General features: G+C 49.2%; 17 protein-coding genes. 9 read left to right on the top strand and 8 right to left on the bottom strand.

The genetic code is table 11. The annotated features are described in order from the left end of the window. The first annotated feature begins 49 nt into the window (after window positions 1-49). From AZF00_RS11790 to tnpC, 7 genes are all read left to right on the top strand, one after another. Entirely contained in the window at window positions 50-820 is a 771-nt protein-coding gene (locus AZF00_RS11790) for a type IV toxin-antitoxin system AbiEi family antitoxin (protein WP_008249125.1), read from the top strand. Further along, window positions 817-1,719: a nucleotidyl transferase AbiEii/AbiGii toxin family protein gene (locus tag AZF00_RS11785; protein ID WP_008249128.1), complete on the top strand. Its 903-nt coding sequence runs from the start codon at window positions 817-819 to the stop codon at window positions 1,717-1,719. Before AZF00_RS11790 ends, AZF00_RS11785 begins: the two co-directional genes overlap by 4 nt. Before the next feature lie 338 nt (window positions 1,720-2,057). Continuing rightward, the gene (locus tag AZF00_RS11780; protein WP_008249129.1) at window positions 2,058-2,555 is read left to right on the top strand and encodes a hypothetical protein; all 498 of its coding nucleotides are present in this window, start codon (window positions 2,058-2,060) and stop codon (window positions 2,553-2,555) included. Between the two features lie 11 nt (window positions 2,556-2,566). Next, window positions 2,567-3,517 carry a ComEC/Rec2 family competence protein gene (locus AZF00_RS11775; protein WP_008249137.1) on the top strand — a complete coding sequence of 317 codons (951 nt, stop codon included), beginning with the start codon at window positions 2,567-2,569 and terminating at the stop codon, window positions 3,515-3,517. 348 nt (window positions 3,518-3,865) lie between these two features. Beyond that, a complete protein-coding gene (tnpA, locus tag AZF00_RS11765; protein WP_008251071.1) occupies window positions 3,866-4,165 on the top strand; it encodes an IS66 family insertion sequence element accessory protein TnpA in 300 nt (99 codons plus the stop codon). Then, a complete protein-coding gene (gene tnpB, locus AZF00_RS11760; RefSeq protein WP_008251070.1) occupies window positions 4,165-4,521 on the top strand; it encodes an IS66 family insertion sequence element accessory protein TnpB in 357 nt (118 codons plus the stop codon). Before tnpA ends, tnpB begins: the two co-directional genes overlap by 1 nt. 24 nt (window positions 4,522-4,545) lie before the next feature. Then, window positions 4,546-6,078, top strand: coding sequence for an IS66 family transposase (tnpC, locus tag AZF00_RS11755; RefSeq protein ID WP_008251068.1), 1,533 nt, complete (start codon window positions 4,546-4,548; stop codon window positions 6,076-6,078). 640 nt (window positions 6,079-6,718) lie between these two features. On the opposite strand, the gene AZF00_RS11750 is transcribed toward tnpC, so the two are convergent. The 4 genes from AZF00_RS11750 to AZF00_RS11735 form a co-directional block, all read right to left on the bottom strand. Next, complete coding sequence (locus tag AZF00_RS11750; RefSeq protein WP_008249143.1) at window positions 6,719-6,988, bottom strand: BrnA antitoxin family protein; 270 nt, start codon at window positions 6,986-6,988, stop codon at window positions 6,719-6,721. Further along, window positions 6,975-7,274 carry a BrnT family toxin gene (locus AZF00_RS11745; protein WP_008249145.1) on the bottom strand — a complete coding sequence of 100 codons (300 nt, stop codon included), beginning with the start codon at window positions 7,272-7,274 and terminating at the stop codon, window positions 6,975-6,977. Before AZF00_RS11745 ends, AZF00_RS11750 begins: the two co-directional genes overlap by 14 nt. 262 nt (window positions 7,275-7,536) lie before the next feature. Then, window positions 7,537-8,223, bottom strand: coding sequence for a pseudouridine synthase (locus tag AZF00_RS11740; RefSeq protein ID WP_008249147.1), 687 nt, complete (start codon window positions 8,221-8,223; stop codon window positions 7,537-7,539). Between the two features lie 51 nt (window positions 8,224-8,274). Beyond that, window positions 8,275-8,652 (bottom strand): cereblon family protein, encoded by a 378-nt coding sequence (locus AZF00_RS11735; protein ID WP_008249149.1) that lies wholly within the window; start codon window positions 8,650-8,652, stop codon window positions 8,275-8,277. 59 nt (window positions 8,653-8,711) lie between these two features. On the opposite strand from AZF00_RS11735, the gene AZF00_RS19730 reads away from it, so the two are divergent. After that, window positions 8,712-9,386, top strand: coding sequence for a class I SAM-dependent methyltransferase (locus AZF00_RS19730; protein WP_008249151.1), 675 nt, complete (start codon window positions 8,712-8,714; stop codon window positions 9,384-9,386). Here the strand turns inward: AZF00_RS19730 and AZF00_RS11725 are convergent. Next, on the bottom strand, window positions 9,355-10,464 hold the full coding sequence (locus AZF00_RS11725; RefSeq protein ID WP_008249153.1) for an amidohydrolase family protein: 1,110 nt from the start codon (window positions 10,462-10,464) through the stop codon (window positions 9,355-9,357). The genes AZF00_RS19730 and AZF00_RS11725 overlap by 32 nt on opposite strands. 254 nt (window positions 10,465-10,718) lie before the next feature. Between AZF00_RS11725 and AZF00_RS11720 the strand changes: the two genes are divergently transcribed. After that, window positions 10,719-11,927 carry an MFS transporter gene (locus AZF00_RS11720; RefSeq protein WP_040803407.1) on the top strand — a complete coding sequence of 403 codons (1,209 nt, stop codon included), beginning with the start codon at window positions 10,719-10,721 and terminating at the stop codon, window positions 11,925-11,927. Here the strand turns inward: AZF00_RS11720 and AZF00_RS11715 are convergent. The 3 genes from AZF00_RS11715 to AZF00_RS19625 are packed head-to-tail and all read right to left on the bottom strand — an operon-like array spanning window position 11,908 to window position 14,814. Continuing rightward, on the bottom strand, window positions 11,908-12,756 hold the full coding sequence (locus tag AZF00_RS11715) for a M48 family metallopeptidase (protein ID WP_008249167.1): 849 nt from the start codon (window positions 12,754-12,756) through the stop codon (window positions 11,908-11,910). The two genes, AZF00_RS11720 and AZF00_RS11715, sit on opposite strands and share 20 nt — an antisense overlap. Window position 12,757: 1 nt before the next feature. Then, window positions 12,758-13,234, bottom strand: coding sequence for a YbjQ family protein (locus AZF00_RS11710; RefSeq protein WP_008249168.1), 477 nt, complete (start codon window positions 13,232-13,234; stop codon window positions 12,758-12,760). After that, window positions 13,234-14,814, bottom strand: coding sequence for a YbjQ family protein (locus AZF00_RS19625; protein WP_008249169.1), 1,581 nt, complete (start codon window positions 14,812-14,814; stop codon window positions 13,234-13,236). Before AZF00_RS19625 ends, AZF00_RS11710 begins: the two co-directional genes overlap by 1 nt. Between the last annotated feature and the right edge of the window lie 42 nt (window positions 14,815-14,856).

Raw genomic sequence — 14,856 nt, 5'->3', positions numbered from 1 at the left:
ACAAACCATCTTTATTGACCAAGTTTATAATTTTACATATATTGGTTTTATGAATACCCAAAAGATATCAAAAATAAACCGATTGCTCAGTCGTCAGCCTGCAGGTACGGCTTTGGCGGTCGCGTGGCTAACGCAGGAGGGCTACAGTCCAGAGCTACTAAAGCAGTACAAAAAAAGTGGCTGGTTTGATTCTATCGGGACTGGCGCGTTAGCTCGCCATGGCAACGAGGTGGATTACTTGGGTGGCGTTTACGCGCTTCAAACTCAATTAGGCTTGTCGGTACATCCGGCGGCTAAAACGGCCTTAGCGCTTCAGGGTAAGTCGCACTATCTTTCGCTTTCCGCTAAGTCCGTACAGCTCTTTGCGGCTGCAGGCGATGCGCCGCCACTGTGGTTTAAAAAAAGGGATTGGGGCGTCAAGGTAAGCACCCAGCTGACATCTTTTTTACCAGCGGCGCTGGGGTTGGTTGATATCAATCATAAAAACTTCAGCGTTAAAGTATCGAGCCCTGCTAGGGCAATAATGGAATGCCTTTACTTGGCTCCAAACACGCAACCGCTATTGGAAGTCTATGAGCTGATGGACGGATTGAATAATTTACGACCGACTTCGGTTCAGCAGTTGTTGGAAGCCTGCACTTCCATCAAAGTGAAACGCCTATTCCTTTATTTAGCAGAAAAGGCAGGTCATCAGTGGCTAAATTATTTGGATCTTGATCGTATCGACCTTGGCAGTGGCAAGCGTGCGATCGTAAAAGGCGGCAGCTATGTTTCGAAATACCAGATAACGGTACCGAAAGAGCTAGAGGTGGCCGAGTGAATGAATTATATAAACCTCAGGTTAGGCTTCTTCTTGACGTCTTACCCGAAGTGGCAAAAGAAGCTTGTTTTGCCATGCATGGCGGCACCGCGATTAATCTATTTGTGCGGGATATGCCAAGGTTGTCGGTGGATATTGATCTAACGTATATCGAGATTACAGACAGATCTGAATCATTGGCGGCGATAAATGACGCTTTATTAAATATTAAAGCGCGCATAGAGGCATTGCGCCGGACAATAAGAGTTGAGCACAAACCAAATATTTGTAAGCTCCAGCTCGATGCAGATGGTGTTCTGATTAAAATTGAGGTGAATACCGTAGGGCGTGGTTTGTTGGGCGAGTCTAGTCTGCGGCCGCTGTGTGACTTCGCTCAGAGCGAGTTTGATGTGTTTTGTGTGGTGCCCATTGTCCCGCTTGCGCAGCTTTATGGTGGCAAGCTGTGCGCCGCACTGGATCGTCAGCATCCTAGGGATTTATTCGATGTGAAATTATTGTTCGATAACGAGGGGCTCACAGATGATATTCGTCAGGGCCTCCTGTTTAGTTTGGTGGCGAGTAATCAGCCGACGTACGAATTGCTTGATCCTAACTTATTAGACCAACGTGCGGCATATCAAAATCAGTTTGAGGGGATGAGTGCAGTGCCCTTTAGTTACGAGGCTTTTGAGCTAACTCGTACGAGGCTGATTAGTACCATTCGCGCTGACCTTACCGCCGGTGAAAAAGCGTTTTTGTTGGCTTTTAATCGTTTGGAGCCAGATTGGTCAGAGTACCCTTGGGGTGATTTCCCAGCTTTGCGCTGGAAGCTTCAGAATCTCTCTACGTTGAAAGAGCGTAACGGCGATAAATATGATTATCAGCTTCAGCGATTGGAGCGCATATTGCTGGCTAAATAAAAAGCGGCCTTAAACAATAAATGTCGTAGGGTGTAGTGCACGTTAGTGGTCAAGCTCGTATTCAGCAGCATTGCGCTCACTAATTCCGATGCAATTCACTTAAGCAATTGATTTTTATTTAGAAGTGATTATGATCAGAGCCAAGGGATTCCACATCAAATGCAGGATGCACGCAAATGAAAAAATCATTTCAGACTTACTATCGCCCTGATTCAAATAGAATTATCCTGCTTAATCACCTCAAGGCTTAGGCTCGCTATGTACACGAGTTATAAAGCGCAACGCAGTTGAATTCACTGTTAGCGTTTAATCCAGCTTCGCACCAAAAGGGAGTATCTGTGGAAAGTATTTTAGATAAACTTTCATCCTACAATTTGTTTAATTATTTGCTACCGGGCGTCATTTTATGCGTTGTTTCAGATAGGTATTTCGATATACCTCTCTTACAGGACTCAATTATTACCGGACTATTTTTTTATTACTTTGTCGGCTTGATCACAAGCAGGTTTGGATCAATCGTCTTGGAGCCAATTTTAAAGAAATTAAAAATAGTAAAATTCGCTGCCTATTCGGATTTTTTAAAAGCTGTAAAAAATGACCAAAAAGTTGAAGTTTTGTCGGAAGCGAACAATATGTACCGCTCCCTTATTTCGGCTCTAGTAATTTTGTGTTTATTAGTTGCAGGCGAAAAAATAATTCATGAATATGAAAGCTTATCTTCATATTATAAGTACGCGTTGCTGCCTGCGCTGCTAATCCTCTTTGTGTTTTCGTACAGAAAGCAGTCAGAATATATTGTAAAAAGGATCAATTCTAATAACGAAAGCTCAGATTAAGAAGGCTATAGATGACAGTCAAAAGTAAAAAAACTCGATTTCGGGCTTATCAGTTGGGAAATGCTGGCTCTTCTTTTTCTTATTTTAACGGGGGTTTCTTTACCCTCATTGAAGCTCGCTATAACGAAACCAATGAAGAAAGTATTAAGCAAGAGTTGAAGTTATGCGATGTGACAAAGATTAATAATCTACACATTACCTCTTGGGATAGAGATCATTGTTCGCCATCTCAGCTTGAGAAAATTCTTGCAGAATTCAAGCCGAACAAGATCGAATATCCGGGATATATTCCTCACTCAGAGGCAGGAAAAGAGAGCCTGAAAATCATAAAAGCTTATGAATTGCGAGGGAAAGGCAGCAACAAGATTATTAGTGTAACGCCAGAATATATTGATAGCTTAGATAAGGCGGAAAATTATGGGTATAAAGATACATTACATCACCCCAAGGTAATAGACGATGAAAGTTCCAACAACAACTCAACGGTAAAGCATTTTAGGTCAGGATCTTTCAATGTTTTAAGTTTGGGTGATGTTGAATGCAACAATATTGCATCAGGGCTTCGTCGTCAGAGAACCATTAATCAAGAGACAGATATTATGATTCTTGCGCATCATGGCGCTAGTAACGGATTTACAACGTCAGCTTTCGTAAAAACTGTCCGGCCTACTATTGCAATTGCTAGTGCAGATTATGCAAATCAATTTAAACATCCGAAGCAAGAAATAAGAGATCTCTTGCACAAAAACGATGTCAAGTTATTTACAACCAAGAATGGAGATGTCGTGGTTTTCTCAACCGGCTCTCATGCAGGGCATTACAAGGTGGTAAATTTAAAAGCGGGCAGCGCTGAGGTTTCCAGTGAATATGATTTTATTGCTCGTAAAACAAGTTTTTTAAGAAATAACACTGATACTATCAGGGCAAGAATAAACAGGGGTAATCGTGGGCCTAGGCGCTAACAAGGCCAGTCACAGCGACGGCTTTTCCGTTGCGGCTTCGCCTCCACTACAAAGCCGCGCGTGCTGGCGGCGTTATGCACAGTGTGCAAATTATTAGAAGAGTTATACTGAAAGGCTACAACTCAGGTAGCCTTTCAGCAATTCGTCCTATTTTTTTGATGATTTACTTGGTTTTAAAGCCGGATTATTTCCCGGTGTGCTTTTGTTGTCACGTCGGCGTTGATCGGGCTTTCCAGTTGATTTTGCTATCGGTTTTGGACCTGGTTTAAGGGTAAGCGCTCAATAAACCACATCTAATAATCTTCCCACTACGGCTTTACTCTTCAATTTTTAACTGAGGAGCTATTCATGACCACCATCAACAAAGCCCAATTCTGGCAAGACCATGTCACCGCCTGGCAAGGCAGCGGACTATCCCAAGCCGCGTATTGCAAGCAGCATGAGATCAAATTTCATAACTTCGCGTATTGGCGCAATCGATTGAGCCCCGCAAAAGCGCCCTCAGCAAAATTATTAAAACTGGGCGGCATGCCAGCCTCATCTCGTATGATAATGAATTTACCGCTCGGCGTTCGATTGGAATTATCCGCCAGCGATTTGCCTGTCGTGTTGCCCGCCGTGCTGCAACTCCTTCGGGAATCGAACTGATGCTGCGGCCGACATCCAATATTGAGGTCTATTTGTACATGGCCCCGGTAGATATGCGCAAGTCCATCAATGGCTTGGCCGCGCTGGTTGAAAACGAGCTGGCGCTCTCGCCGATGATGGAAGTCTTGTTTGTGTTTTGCAATCGTGGCCGAGATAAAATCAAACTCCTGTATTGGGAGCGAAATGGTTTTGTGGTCTGGTATAAGCGCCTAGAAAAGCAGCGCTTTAAATGGCCTCGCCAGTGCGAGTCAGGCTATGAATTACGCGATGGCCGCGACTTAAACCTCTTGCTCGATGGCTTGGATATTTGGCGCAATAAACCGCATGAAACCTTGTATTTTGACTCGGTTAGCTAACGGTCTTTTGGTATAATACGCGTCATGACGACGCGACCATCAACCCCTTCTTCTGACGATATCCACAGCCTCAAAGCTTTGCTTTTGGAGAAGGATAAACGCATCTCGTTACTCGAAGCACAAGTGCGTTTACTCAGGCATAAACGCTTTGCGGCCAGCAGCGAGAAGTCGGATGGGCAGGCCGAGCTGTTTAATGAAGCCGAAGCCGCTGAGCCTGTTCCCGAAGACGACCTTGACGAAAACACGGATGACGCCGAAACCGAAACAATCCAGTATGAGCGTCGCAAATCCCGTGGTCGTAAATCGTTACCCGCTGACTTGCCGCACGTTCGTATCGAACATGATCTGGCTGATGCCGACAAAGTCTGTGAATGCGGTTGTGCGTTAACGCATATTGGCGAAGACACCAGCGAGCAGCTGGATATCATTCCTGCAACCGTCCACGTCTTAGTACACGCCCGCCTGAAATACGCCTGCAAAGCGTGTGAATCGACGGTACGTACCGCCGCATTACCGGCGCAGCCCATTCCAAAAAGCAATGCGAGTGCAGGCCTACTGGCGTATATCGCTACCGCGAAATACCATGATGCGCTGCCACTGCACCGCCAAGAAGCCATCTTCAAACGGATGGAGATTGATATCCCCCGCAACACCCTCGCCAATTGGATGATGCGCAGCGGTGAATTGATCGCGCCACTTATCGCCCAGCTTGATAGCGAACTTCGCAGCGGCAAAATCATCCAGTGCGACGAAACGCCGCTTCAGGTGCTAAACGAACCGGACAGGCCCGCAAGTAGCCAATCGTATATGTGGGTCAGGCGCAGTGGCGCCCCCGATCACTCCATCGTGTTATATGATTATGCGCCGAGCCGCGCTGGCAGCGTGGCGGAAAAATTACTAAAGGACTTTAGTGGTTACCTGCAAACCGATGACTATGCGGGCTACCATGCCGTTGGACGCAAAGACGACATTAGCCATGTGGGGTGCTGGGCACACGCACGCCGTAAATTCGTTGATGCTCAAAAGGCAGGGACATCTAAAGACAAAAAGACTACCCGCATCGGCAAAGCCGATGTGGCGATCAGTTATATTGCCAAGCTGTACGCCATCGAAAAGCAGGCGAAAGACGCGAGCAGCGAAACTCGCCGCCAGCTACGCCAAGAGAAAAGTGTTCCGATCTTCAGCGCCCTTAGGGAGTGGCTGGACAAAACACTACACAGCACCTTGCCCAAAGGCCTACTCGGTACGGCGCTGGGTTATCTCAATAAGAACTGGGAAAAGCTCGTAGCCTACACAGAAGACGGCGACGTCAACATCGACAATAACCTTGCGGAGAACGCCATCCGCCCCTTCGTTATTGGCCGCAAAAATTGGCTGTTCAGCGCGACGCCCAGAGGTGCCCACGCCAGCGCCGCTATTTATAGCTTGATCGAAACCGCGAAAGCGAATGGCCTTGAACCTTACGCGTATTTGCGTGAGGTGTTTGCAAGACTGCCAAGCATATCCAGTGATGACGAATTGCAGGCATTGCTACCCTGGAATGTGTCCCTCGTATAGGGCGTGGTTAATTGAGCGCTTACGTTTAAGGCTCATAATATAAATCTCTAAAAGTTAATTGAAAGTTGTGCGGCAAATAACTTCAGAATTCTTGCGCTAGAGTGTCGTGAAACATACACTAGCCACCTAAATCTCTCTGGTCGGAGGTTTTATAGCCCCCAAAGGCTTGCCTTTGGGGGTTTTTCAATTTTGGCGTTAGAATTTCAAAATTAAACCACTGGTTAAGAGTACAGTTGTGTATAGTTTTAATCAAGCACAATATATTGTGCTTTTTCTGTGTATAAGCTGTTGATAATGTGTGTATATCGCTATATGTAGTGTTTTCATAACAAGACCATCCAAAATTGTTCCACTTCGTTCCGCTGGACCTCCTTACGTTGCGCTCCAGTCGGCCTTTTATGGCGGCGCTGAGGTTTTAGGGAAACCCTTAATTCGTGCCGAAGAAAAAAATAAAGCGATATGAGCGCCGAAATCGAAAAAGTTAAATAAAATGGATGTTGATGTTGTCGGGATTGCTAACAGTCGACTAGAAGTGCCTCCGTTAGCATCCATTTATGAGGGCAGGGGAAATGGCCGGAAGCGCAAAATTTCAAAAATCATCAATTTCAGGGGGTTCCTACGGCCTCGTTAGCGCAAATCGTTACCGGCGGTTTTCTTGAACTTCTTTGGCGAGCCAAGCCTTGATGAGAGATTGATACGGCATGTCCCTTTTATTGGCCTCAACCTTGATGCTATCCAGTAAGCCTTCGGGTAGCCGCAAAGAAATGGTTTTCGTTGAGGGCTTCAGGTTTGGAAGGATCGCTCGCTTAGCTTTGCTCAAATCCAAGTATTCGCTTGAGTCATGGTTTTCCCAAAACTCGCGTTCTTTCTGCTCTGATTTAAAGTCCGGTATTTTCTTAAGCTTTGTCATAAATCATTTTCTCCTTCCGGTGCATATCCCGGGCGGAAATTACACGTATACGCGTGTCGGTTTCCCTGAGGGTAAAGGTGATGTGCAGCTTTCTGCCATCATTGGTTTTACCGTAGGCGTGGTATCTAGTTTCCTTTCGGCTATGCTTGTCGTCAAGCAACAGCAGAAGTGGATCGTTAAAGAACACCTGCTCGGCTTCGGCCTGACTAACGCCATGTTTTTCCTCGCTTTTTCTGGAGTTTCCAGCATCCCAGTCAAAGCCGGTTATTTTGTTTAAGTTGAGCATTTTTGTATATTTTCATAATATACAAAATTCGTCAAGGCGCTAACAAGATCAGGCAGCACGACGTAAATACCTCGGCCCCTGTTTTTACGCGCCTGCTGGCGGCGCTGGGGCTGTAGAAAAACCTAGCAACCTCCATCCACTTCGGCTTTCGAAGTCCGGTTTTTATCCGGTACCTGCCAGTTTTTGCGCTTGAAAACTTCCATGCCATAAAGTGTCCTGCCTGATTTCTACCATAAGCACGGCAAAACGCTCATTGTAGGCTTTAATCGATAAATTCGGCGCTGTGCTGAATATCCAGTATTTCGCCAGTGTAGGGGTGCGTAAAGCGCAGGCGCGAGGCGTGCAGTAACAGCCGATCTGCGGCGGCCTTGGCGGCAGGGTGGGCGTAAAACTCGCAGCCTAATATGGGGTGGCCAATGCTGGCGGTGTGTACCCGCAATTGGTGGGAGCGGCCGGTAATTGGCGTTAGCAGTATTTGGCTGTGGCCGTCGTCGGTAACGCCTTGGCGCAGGTAATGGGTTTGGGCTTTTTTGCCGTAATCAAAATTCAGTTCTTGGCGGGGGCGATTGGGCCAGTCGCAGGCCAGCGGTAAGTCGATAAAACCCTCAATACTGGCAAGCTCGCCGTAGACTACGGCTTGGTATTCTTTTTCGATTTTCCGGTCTTGGAATAAGCGGCTCAGGGCGCGGTGGCTGTCTTTATGTAGCGCAATAATCATTAGGCCCGAGGTGGACATATCTAGGCGGTGAACAATCGTGGCGTCGGGGTAGACCTCGGCAACACGGCTAATTAAGCAGTCTTTGTTGTCGGGGTGGCGGCCAGGCACCGATAGCAGGCCAGCGGGCTTGTTGATAATGAGCAGGTCATCGTCGCAATGCAAATAGCCGATAGGCTCGTCGCAGTAGGGCACAATAAAATCGGCATTGGGGTTTTCTGGGCTGGCGCTCATTAGACTGGCTGGTTGCAAAGAATTGGCGGCCAGTATACCGGAAAACGCTGGCTATTTTCCGGCGCGTAAATAGCCAGAGATCAAGGCAAAAAAGGATTCGCTCAAGGCGTTCTCGTAATACCAGCCCAGCTGGGTGGTGCAGTACTCGCAGTGGGCGTACTGCCATTCAAAGCCCTGAAACCAGCAATAGTGGTCGGTGGCTTTACCGGCAATAATCAAGCCTGGCGCTGCCTGAAAGCAGCTTAGCTCAAATACCACGCCGTCGGGATTTACAAAATGATGTTGGTGTTCGCCTTGTACCTGTACCCGATAATTCTCGGCGGTGACCGGCCGCTGGCAGTCCTGACAGTAAATCAGCTGCTGTTGGTCTGCCTCGTAAACCTGCAGCAGAACATCGTGAACTAATTGCTTTATTGGTAGGCCACTCATAGCACACTCCGCTAAAATATCGCCATCACACACACCTCTAACATAGAAGGAAATGCGCTTTGCGGCAAGCATCTTCGGCGACGGATTGCGAGATCCTCGCGCTACGATTACAGGAATACATCCCCAATGCGCTGCTGGCGAGCACCGCTTTGCCCGAGGTGCCAGAGATGAAGTTGTGGCTGCTCAGTGCCGATTACCCCCAGCAAGACCTGAGCCCCGAGCAAACCCAGCGCATTATGAATTACCCAGCCTATTGGGTGTTTTGCTGGGCCAGCGGCCAAGTGCTGGCGCGTTATATATTTGATAATCCCCACCTTGTGCAGGGCAAGCGCATATTGGATTTTGGCAGTGGCTCGGGAGTGGCGGGTATCGCCGCCAAATTGGCGGGCGCGGCCTCGGTGATTGCCTGCGACCTCGACCCCGATGCTATTTTGGCCAGTCGCGCCAACGCCAATTTGAATGGCGTGGAGCTAGAATACAGCGATGATTTCTTTGCCAGCAGTGAACAATACGATCTGATCTTGGTGGCCGATGTTTTATACGATAAAAGCAATTTTCCGCTATTACCGGCATTTCTAGCGCGGGCGCCCCAAGTGCTTATTGCCGACTCGCGGGTCCGGAATTTTCAGTTTGAGGGTTACGGCTGGTTGGCGTATCAGCGCGCCACCACCGTGCCGGATTTGGCGGAATCTGACGAGTTTTCTAAAGTGAATCTGTATCTTGGTGGGCGTTAGCCAATATTTTGCGAACCGATTTTTTAGGTAGCAGGGCGATAAAATTATTCCGCGCTACTCCTTGGGCGGCTTCTTTGTTTAGCGCGTCTAAAAACGGTACATATTCGTTTAGGTTCGCGGCGATTTTGTCGTAGCTACCCAAGCCGTCGGAGCCAATCATAAAGCGCTTGGGGTATTTATTGATTAAGGCCACCCAGCCGTCGGCCGCCTCTTGGTTTTTGTCGAGCAAATAGGGGGTTAGCACTGCCCATGACAGATCGATATATAAATTGTCGTGGGCGGCAAGTAGCTTGCTCAGCGCGGGTAATAAGAAATCGAGCTTGTCTTGGTAGCGGTGTAATGTGGCGCTGGTGCCTGCGTGGGCCCAGATAAAATTCACATCGGGGTGGGCGGCCAAGGCGTCTTCAATTTCGCCAACATACAGTGGATTGCGCTCGCGCTTCGAGGTAATGTTGCTGTGCAGCAACACCGGCAGCATAAACTCCGCCGCCACACGATAAACTCGATACATGGCCTCGTTATTGGCGCGGGGCGTATCGTCTTGGGTTAGGGCGGTTAAATCATCGTGACGGGTTAATACCTCGCCAATACCCTGCCAAACATCGGGGTAGGTCTCTAGCATTTGGCGCAGGTGCTTATCGGCGTTTTTGTCGGTGGGATTAAAACCACATAAAAACGGATGCAGGCGCTCGCGATCTTGTTTAGGAAGTTTGCGGTAGGCCTCGGCAACATAGCTGTCGGTGGCGCTAAACCAATACATACCCGCGTCATCACCAGCGTAGTAGCGGGGCCGCTTAGGCTCGTCTTCATGCCATTTTTTCATCAGCGGAATACCGCTAATCATCGCGTGGTCAATCTTGCCCTTGTCCATGGCGGTAATCAGTTTAGAGAGTGGCTCACCCTCTTGGAAAAAATCAACAATATGTAGATGGGCGTCGCTGTAACGGTGTTTAGATGTGTTGGTACTCTGCGCTTTACTGTCGGTTTCAGCGCTGGCCACTGGACTATAGACTGCCAGAGATACCGAGCCTGCTAAGGCTAAACTCGTGGCGAGCAGATGTTTATGTAACTGATGCATTCCATTCCCTTGCGCGATAGGACCTGCATTCAGACAGGTTTGGGGCGGAGGGGTTCAGTTGGTGAGATGAGCGGGCTTTTTTGCAGATGTGTTGGATTCTGAATCAAGTGCAGAATGACGGCTATTGGGAATACGGGTGCGGTGGGGCAAGCGATAGCGCTAATGGGCAAATAATCCTAATAAACCCAGAGACGGACGGGCTTATCGCCGATATTATTCATTTCCTCTTAAAGGTTTCGATCAAGGCGCGCGGCATGTTTGAGCTACCCAAAAACATTTACTTAATGGCGATTGTTAGCTCCCTGTGTATGGCGACCTCGTCGTTAATGGTGTTGGTTAGTGGTTTGCTGGGTAGCAGTTTGGCGCCGAGCGCCTCACTGGCAACTTTGCCGATGGCGAGCTTTATTATTGCTACGGCGGTGTCTACGGTTCCAGCGGCAATAATTATGCGTAAAGTTGGCCGCAAAAGCGGCTTTCTGCTCAGTATCTTTATCGCCTTTTGCGGGGCGCTTTGTGCGCTGCTAGCAACGGTGCAGGCGAATTTTTTATTGTTTATTTTTGCCACCCTCTGCTTTGGCTTTAATCTAGCGTTTACCCAGCAGGGCCGCTTTATCATTATTGAAAATGCGCAGAATCCAAAACAACAGGCAGACGGCCTGACCTTAGCGCTATTGGCGAGTTTGCTGGGCGGTTTTGTTGGCCCGCAATTTGGCGCCTTGGGGCGCGACCTTATCGCCTCGCCGCAGGGCTATGCAGGGTCGTTTTTGTTGCTGGCAATCCTGCTGGTAATTGCCTTCGTTATTATGTGTATTTATGAAGAGCGGGGCGTGGCTGAGGCCGAAAAGGTGTCGGCTGAGCGCTCACTGCTGAGTATTATTAAGCAACCTAGCTTTATTTTGGCGGCGGGCACTGCTGCCACAGGCTATGCGGTTATGACGCTGGTGATGACCGCAACGCCGCTCAGCATGGTTGAAATGAGCGGCCACAGTTTTAATCACGCAACGATTGTTATTCAGTCGCATATTGTTGCGATGTTTTTGCCTTCACTGCTTACCGGGAAATTACTTAAAAAGGGGCTGCGATTGAGTCTAATAGTTGCTGGTTTGAGCTGCTATTTGGCGGTGATTGCGGTGGCCTTTAGTGGGCAGGAGGTAATGCATTACTGGTGGGCGCTGGTGCTGCTTGGGCTGGGCTGGAACCTGTTGTTTATGACCGCCACCGCTTTACTCCCTGAGACCTACGAAGGGGATGAACGCTTTAAAGCGCAAGCCGTGAATGAATTTAGCGTGATTAGCGCGCAGGCGCTTGCAGCGTTTTCTGCTGGCTGGATTCTGTTCAATTATCAGTGGGAAGGGGTGTTAAAAACGGCGCTCAGTATTTCGGTTGCTGGGGCTGGCTTTCTTGGGCTATATCACAAGGAAGCGATCTCTTGTTGCCGCGAGTTTATAAATTTTCGTAGCTGAGCCTTGGGTCTAGTGCCTTAGTGGCTGCTGTTTTAGACTTTTGAGTCCGCTTTTTAATCTGTTCAATACGTTGCTGCATATCGGGGTGGCTGGCGAATATTGCCTGCCAACTGGCTTGTTGGTGCTTGGCTAAAATCTTTTCAAAGAAGACTTCGGCGTCAGCCAAGTGGCCGTAGTGCTGCTCTAAGGTGTCGAGGGCCGCGCGGTCGGCGGCGGTTTCCATTTTTCGGCTAAAGCCGAGCACGGTCATGATGCCCGCTTGTTGCACGGTGCCTTGCAGCGCGACGGCATTTTGGCCGGTCACGATGCTTAAGAATAACTGCACTAATAGGCCGCCACTAATAGATTGGGCGGGGTGGCGAAATTTGATGTGGGCAATTTCATGAGCGAGCACCATGGCCAGGGCATTTTCTGAAGGCACTTCGCGCAGCAAACCGGTGGTGACAAAAATATGGCCGCCCAAGGTGGCAAAGGCGTTGGGTACATCGGGCTCATCGAGTAGGTGGAAATGCAGTTCTATGTCGGGTGCTAGCGCTGAATTCTCGGCGAGCTGATGGCCGAGTTCTTGGAGCGCAAGCTCGGCGTCGATCATCGTCTGTTCAGTGCTGTTATTGTCGCTGGTGAGTTCGCTAAACTTATTGACTAAGGCTTGTTCGTAGCGAAAGGGAATGTGTGGTGCCAATTGATGTGAAAATATCAGCAGCAGGGCAGCAATGGCGCAAATGACGAGCAGTATTCCGCCTAGCAGAATAGTGAATTCCTTTAAGGGGTTATCGCTCGAGGTGTTAATACCCTCGGGAATTTTGGGATTTTGCTTGGCAAAGGACATCTCAGCCTAAGCCCGTTTTGGCGGGTTGGGGGATTAATGCGGTGCCATAGGCGAGTACTTCAACCGAGGCGATGCCTTTATTGCCATTGCCGGATATGCGGCTGGTTTCGATCTTTGTGTTGATAATGGCCTCGGCACCAGCGGCATGTGCTTGCTCCTGCATACGTAGTAAAGCCTCGCGGCGGGCGCGGTCGAGCAGGGTCTCGTAGCTGCGTATACGGCCGCCAACAATGCCCCGTAGGCCAGCGGAGACGACTTTGAAATAATCGACTGAGATCACCACATTGCCACTGACTAAGCCCGAGTGGTGGTTCATAAACTCAACCGGCGGGAAGCGGTCTGTCGATACAATTACGCCGCGTAGGGCGTCTTCTCGGGCGAAGATGCTTTTATAGTGTTTTGCTTCGGCGCGGCGACCGAAGATAAAGCCAAGGCCAAGCAAAAGGGCGAAAACACCAATTTGAAAGAGGGCTTCCATTATTTGTCCTCAAGAAAAACCGCAGTGCCGTAGGCCAAAATTTCGGAGGCGCCTGCGGTAATTGAGGAGGTGGAGTAGCGCACATTGATAACCGCGTTGCCGCCAATGGCCTTGGCTTGTTCGGTCATGCGCTCGGTGGCCTCGGTGCGGGCCTCAGACAATAGCTCGGTATAGCCGCCCAACTCGCCACCAAAAATATTTTTTAGTCCGGCCATAAAGTCTTTGCCCGCATGTTTAGCTCTCACCGTGCTACCCATAACGAGACCAAGGTGCTGAGTGACTTTTTTGCCGGGAATGATTTCGATATTGCTGATTAAAAAATTACTCATTGCGGTTTCCTTGAGTGAATAGACAGATTCTGGATTAGCGCTTGGTTGGTAGAGCGCTTGTCGCGGGTTTAAATAAGCAGGTAGCGCGCTGGGATCATAACGCACTTTGGGGTTGGCTTGGCGGTGGCGACGGGCAATGATGGCTGCGCTGGCAATGCCGCATATAACGAGTAGGCCGAGGGCGAGGTGGCAGAGATGAATGATATTTTGGTAGTAAGCACGGCTTGCCGCTAATTCTGCGAAGTAATTGGCGATGGCTGGGGAGTGGATGGTGTTAATAAGCTCGCCGTGTTGGTTTAGCTGGTAAACCGCGCCGCTGCGCAGGTCGCTAACCAGTAGGTGGCCCTGGTATACCAATAAATCGAAAGGCTCTGCTGCCGGACTAAGCGGGATTTTACTGAGTATTTTGCCGTCTTCATTGGCGCGGTAGAGCGCGGTGTTACGCATGCCATCGCCTGCCAAAATTAACCACCACTGGGTGTCGAAATAAACGGTATCGAGTAACCACCGGCGGTTGTCCTCGGTATCGCGCTCAAATTTAAGCTGATGCTTGGTGTCGCTGAAGTGACTGGCTTTATTTAAAAAGTGCAGGCTGCGGTGATTGGTGTCGACAAGGTAAAGCCCGTCTTTATAAGGGCGGATGCGCTTGGGGAAGAGTATGCCTTGTTCGATGCTGCCGAGCGCCTGGCCCGTGTCGCTGAACGCGCGAACTTTGTGGGTGGTGCCTTCGGTTAAATACACGTTGTCGTTAGTGGTGTCGATATAGACGCGGTAGCGCCACGGCGCCTGAATGCTGCGGAAGTTTTGGCAGCGTTTGGATTTGAGGTCGCAGCGCAGTAATGGCGCAGGGCTGCTGCTGGTGTCGCTCAGTCTGCGGCGTAAGGCTTCAGCGTCGGCATTTGGGCTGCTAGCCAAGCTTAAATAGCTGTCTGGGCCGTAGTCGGCCGAACCGAGTCTGAGTAGTACGTCGTTGTTGGCGAAATAGGCGATATTCCCCATGATGTCGGCAGTGCCTGGCGTGTTCATAAATGGGGTAAAGTCAAAAACCTCTTCATGAGCGCCGTGATCGGCCATGCTAACTAAGAGGCGGTCTGCTTGTAAGCTGAGTTGGCCTCGGGCGTCTTCCTGAAGAAAATAGACACCGACTTTGGCAAGCGCGTGTTCGCCGCCAGCCCAATAGCGCACGGCAATGGGCGCGACGAAGAGGAGAATAATCAGCAGTGTCGTTACCGGTTTGATTTCCTTGTCCATTTATAAATCCAGCATTCCTTTGGCTAAGAGCTTAGGGGAGAC

Origin of the sequence: Zhongshania aliphaticivorans, from assembly GCF_001586255.1 — a bacterium.
Lineage (GTDB): Bacteria > Pseudomonadota > Gammaproteobacteria > Pseudomonadales > Spongiibacteraceae > Spongiibacter > Spongiibacter aliphaticivorans.
Note: the sequence above shows the minus strand (reverse complement) of the source record. Positions and strands in the feature narration are given on the sequence as shown.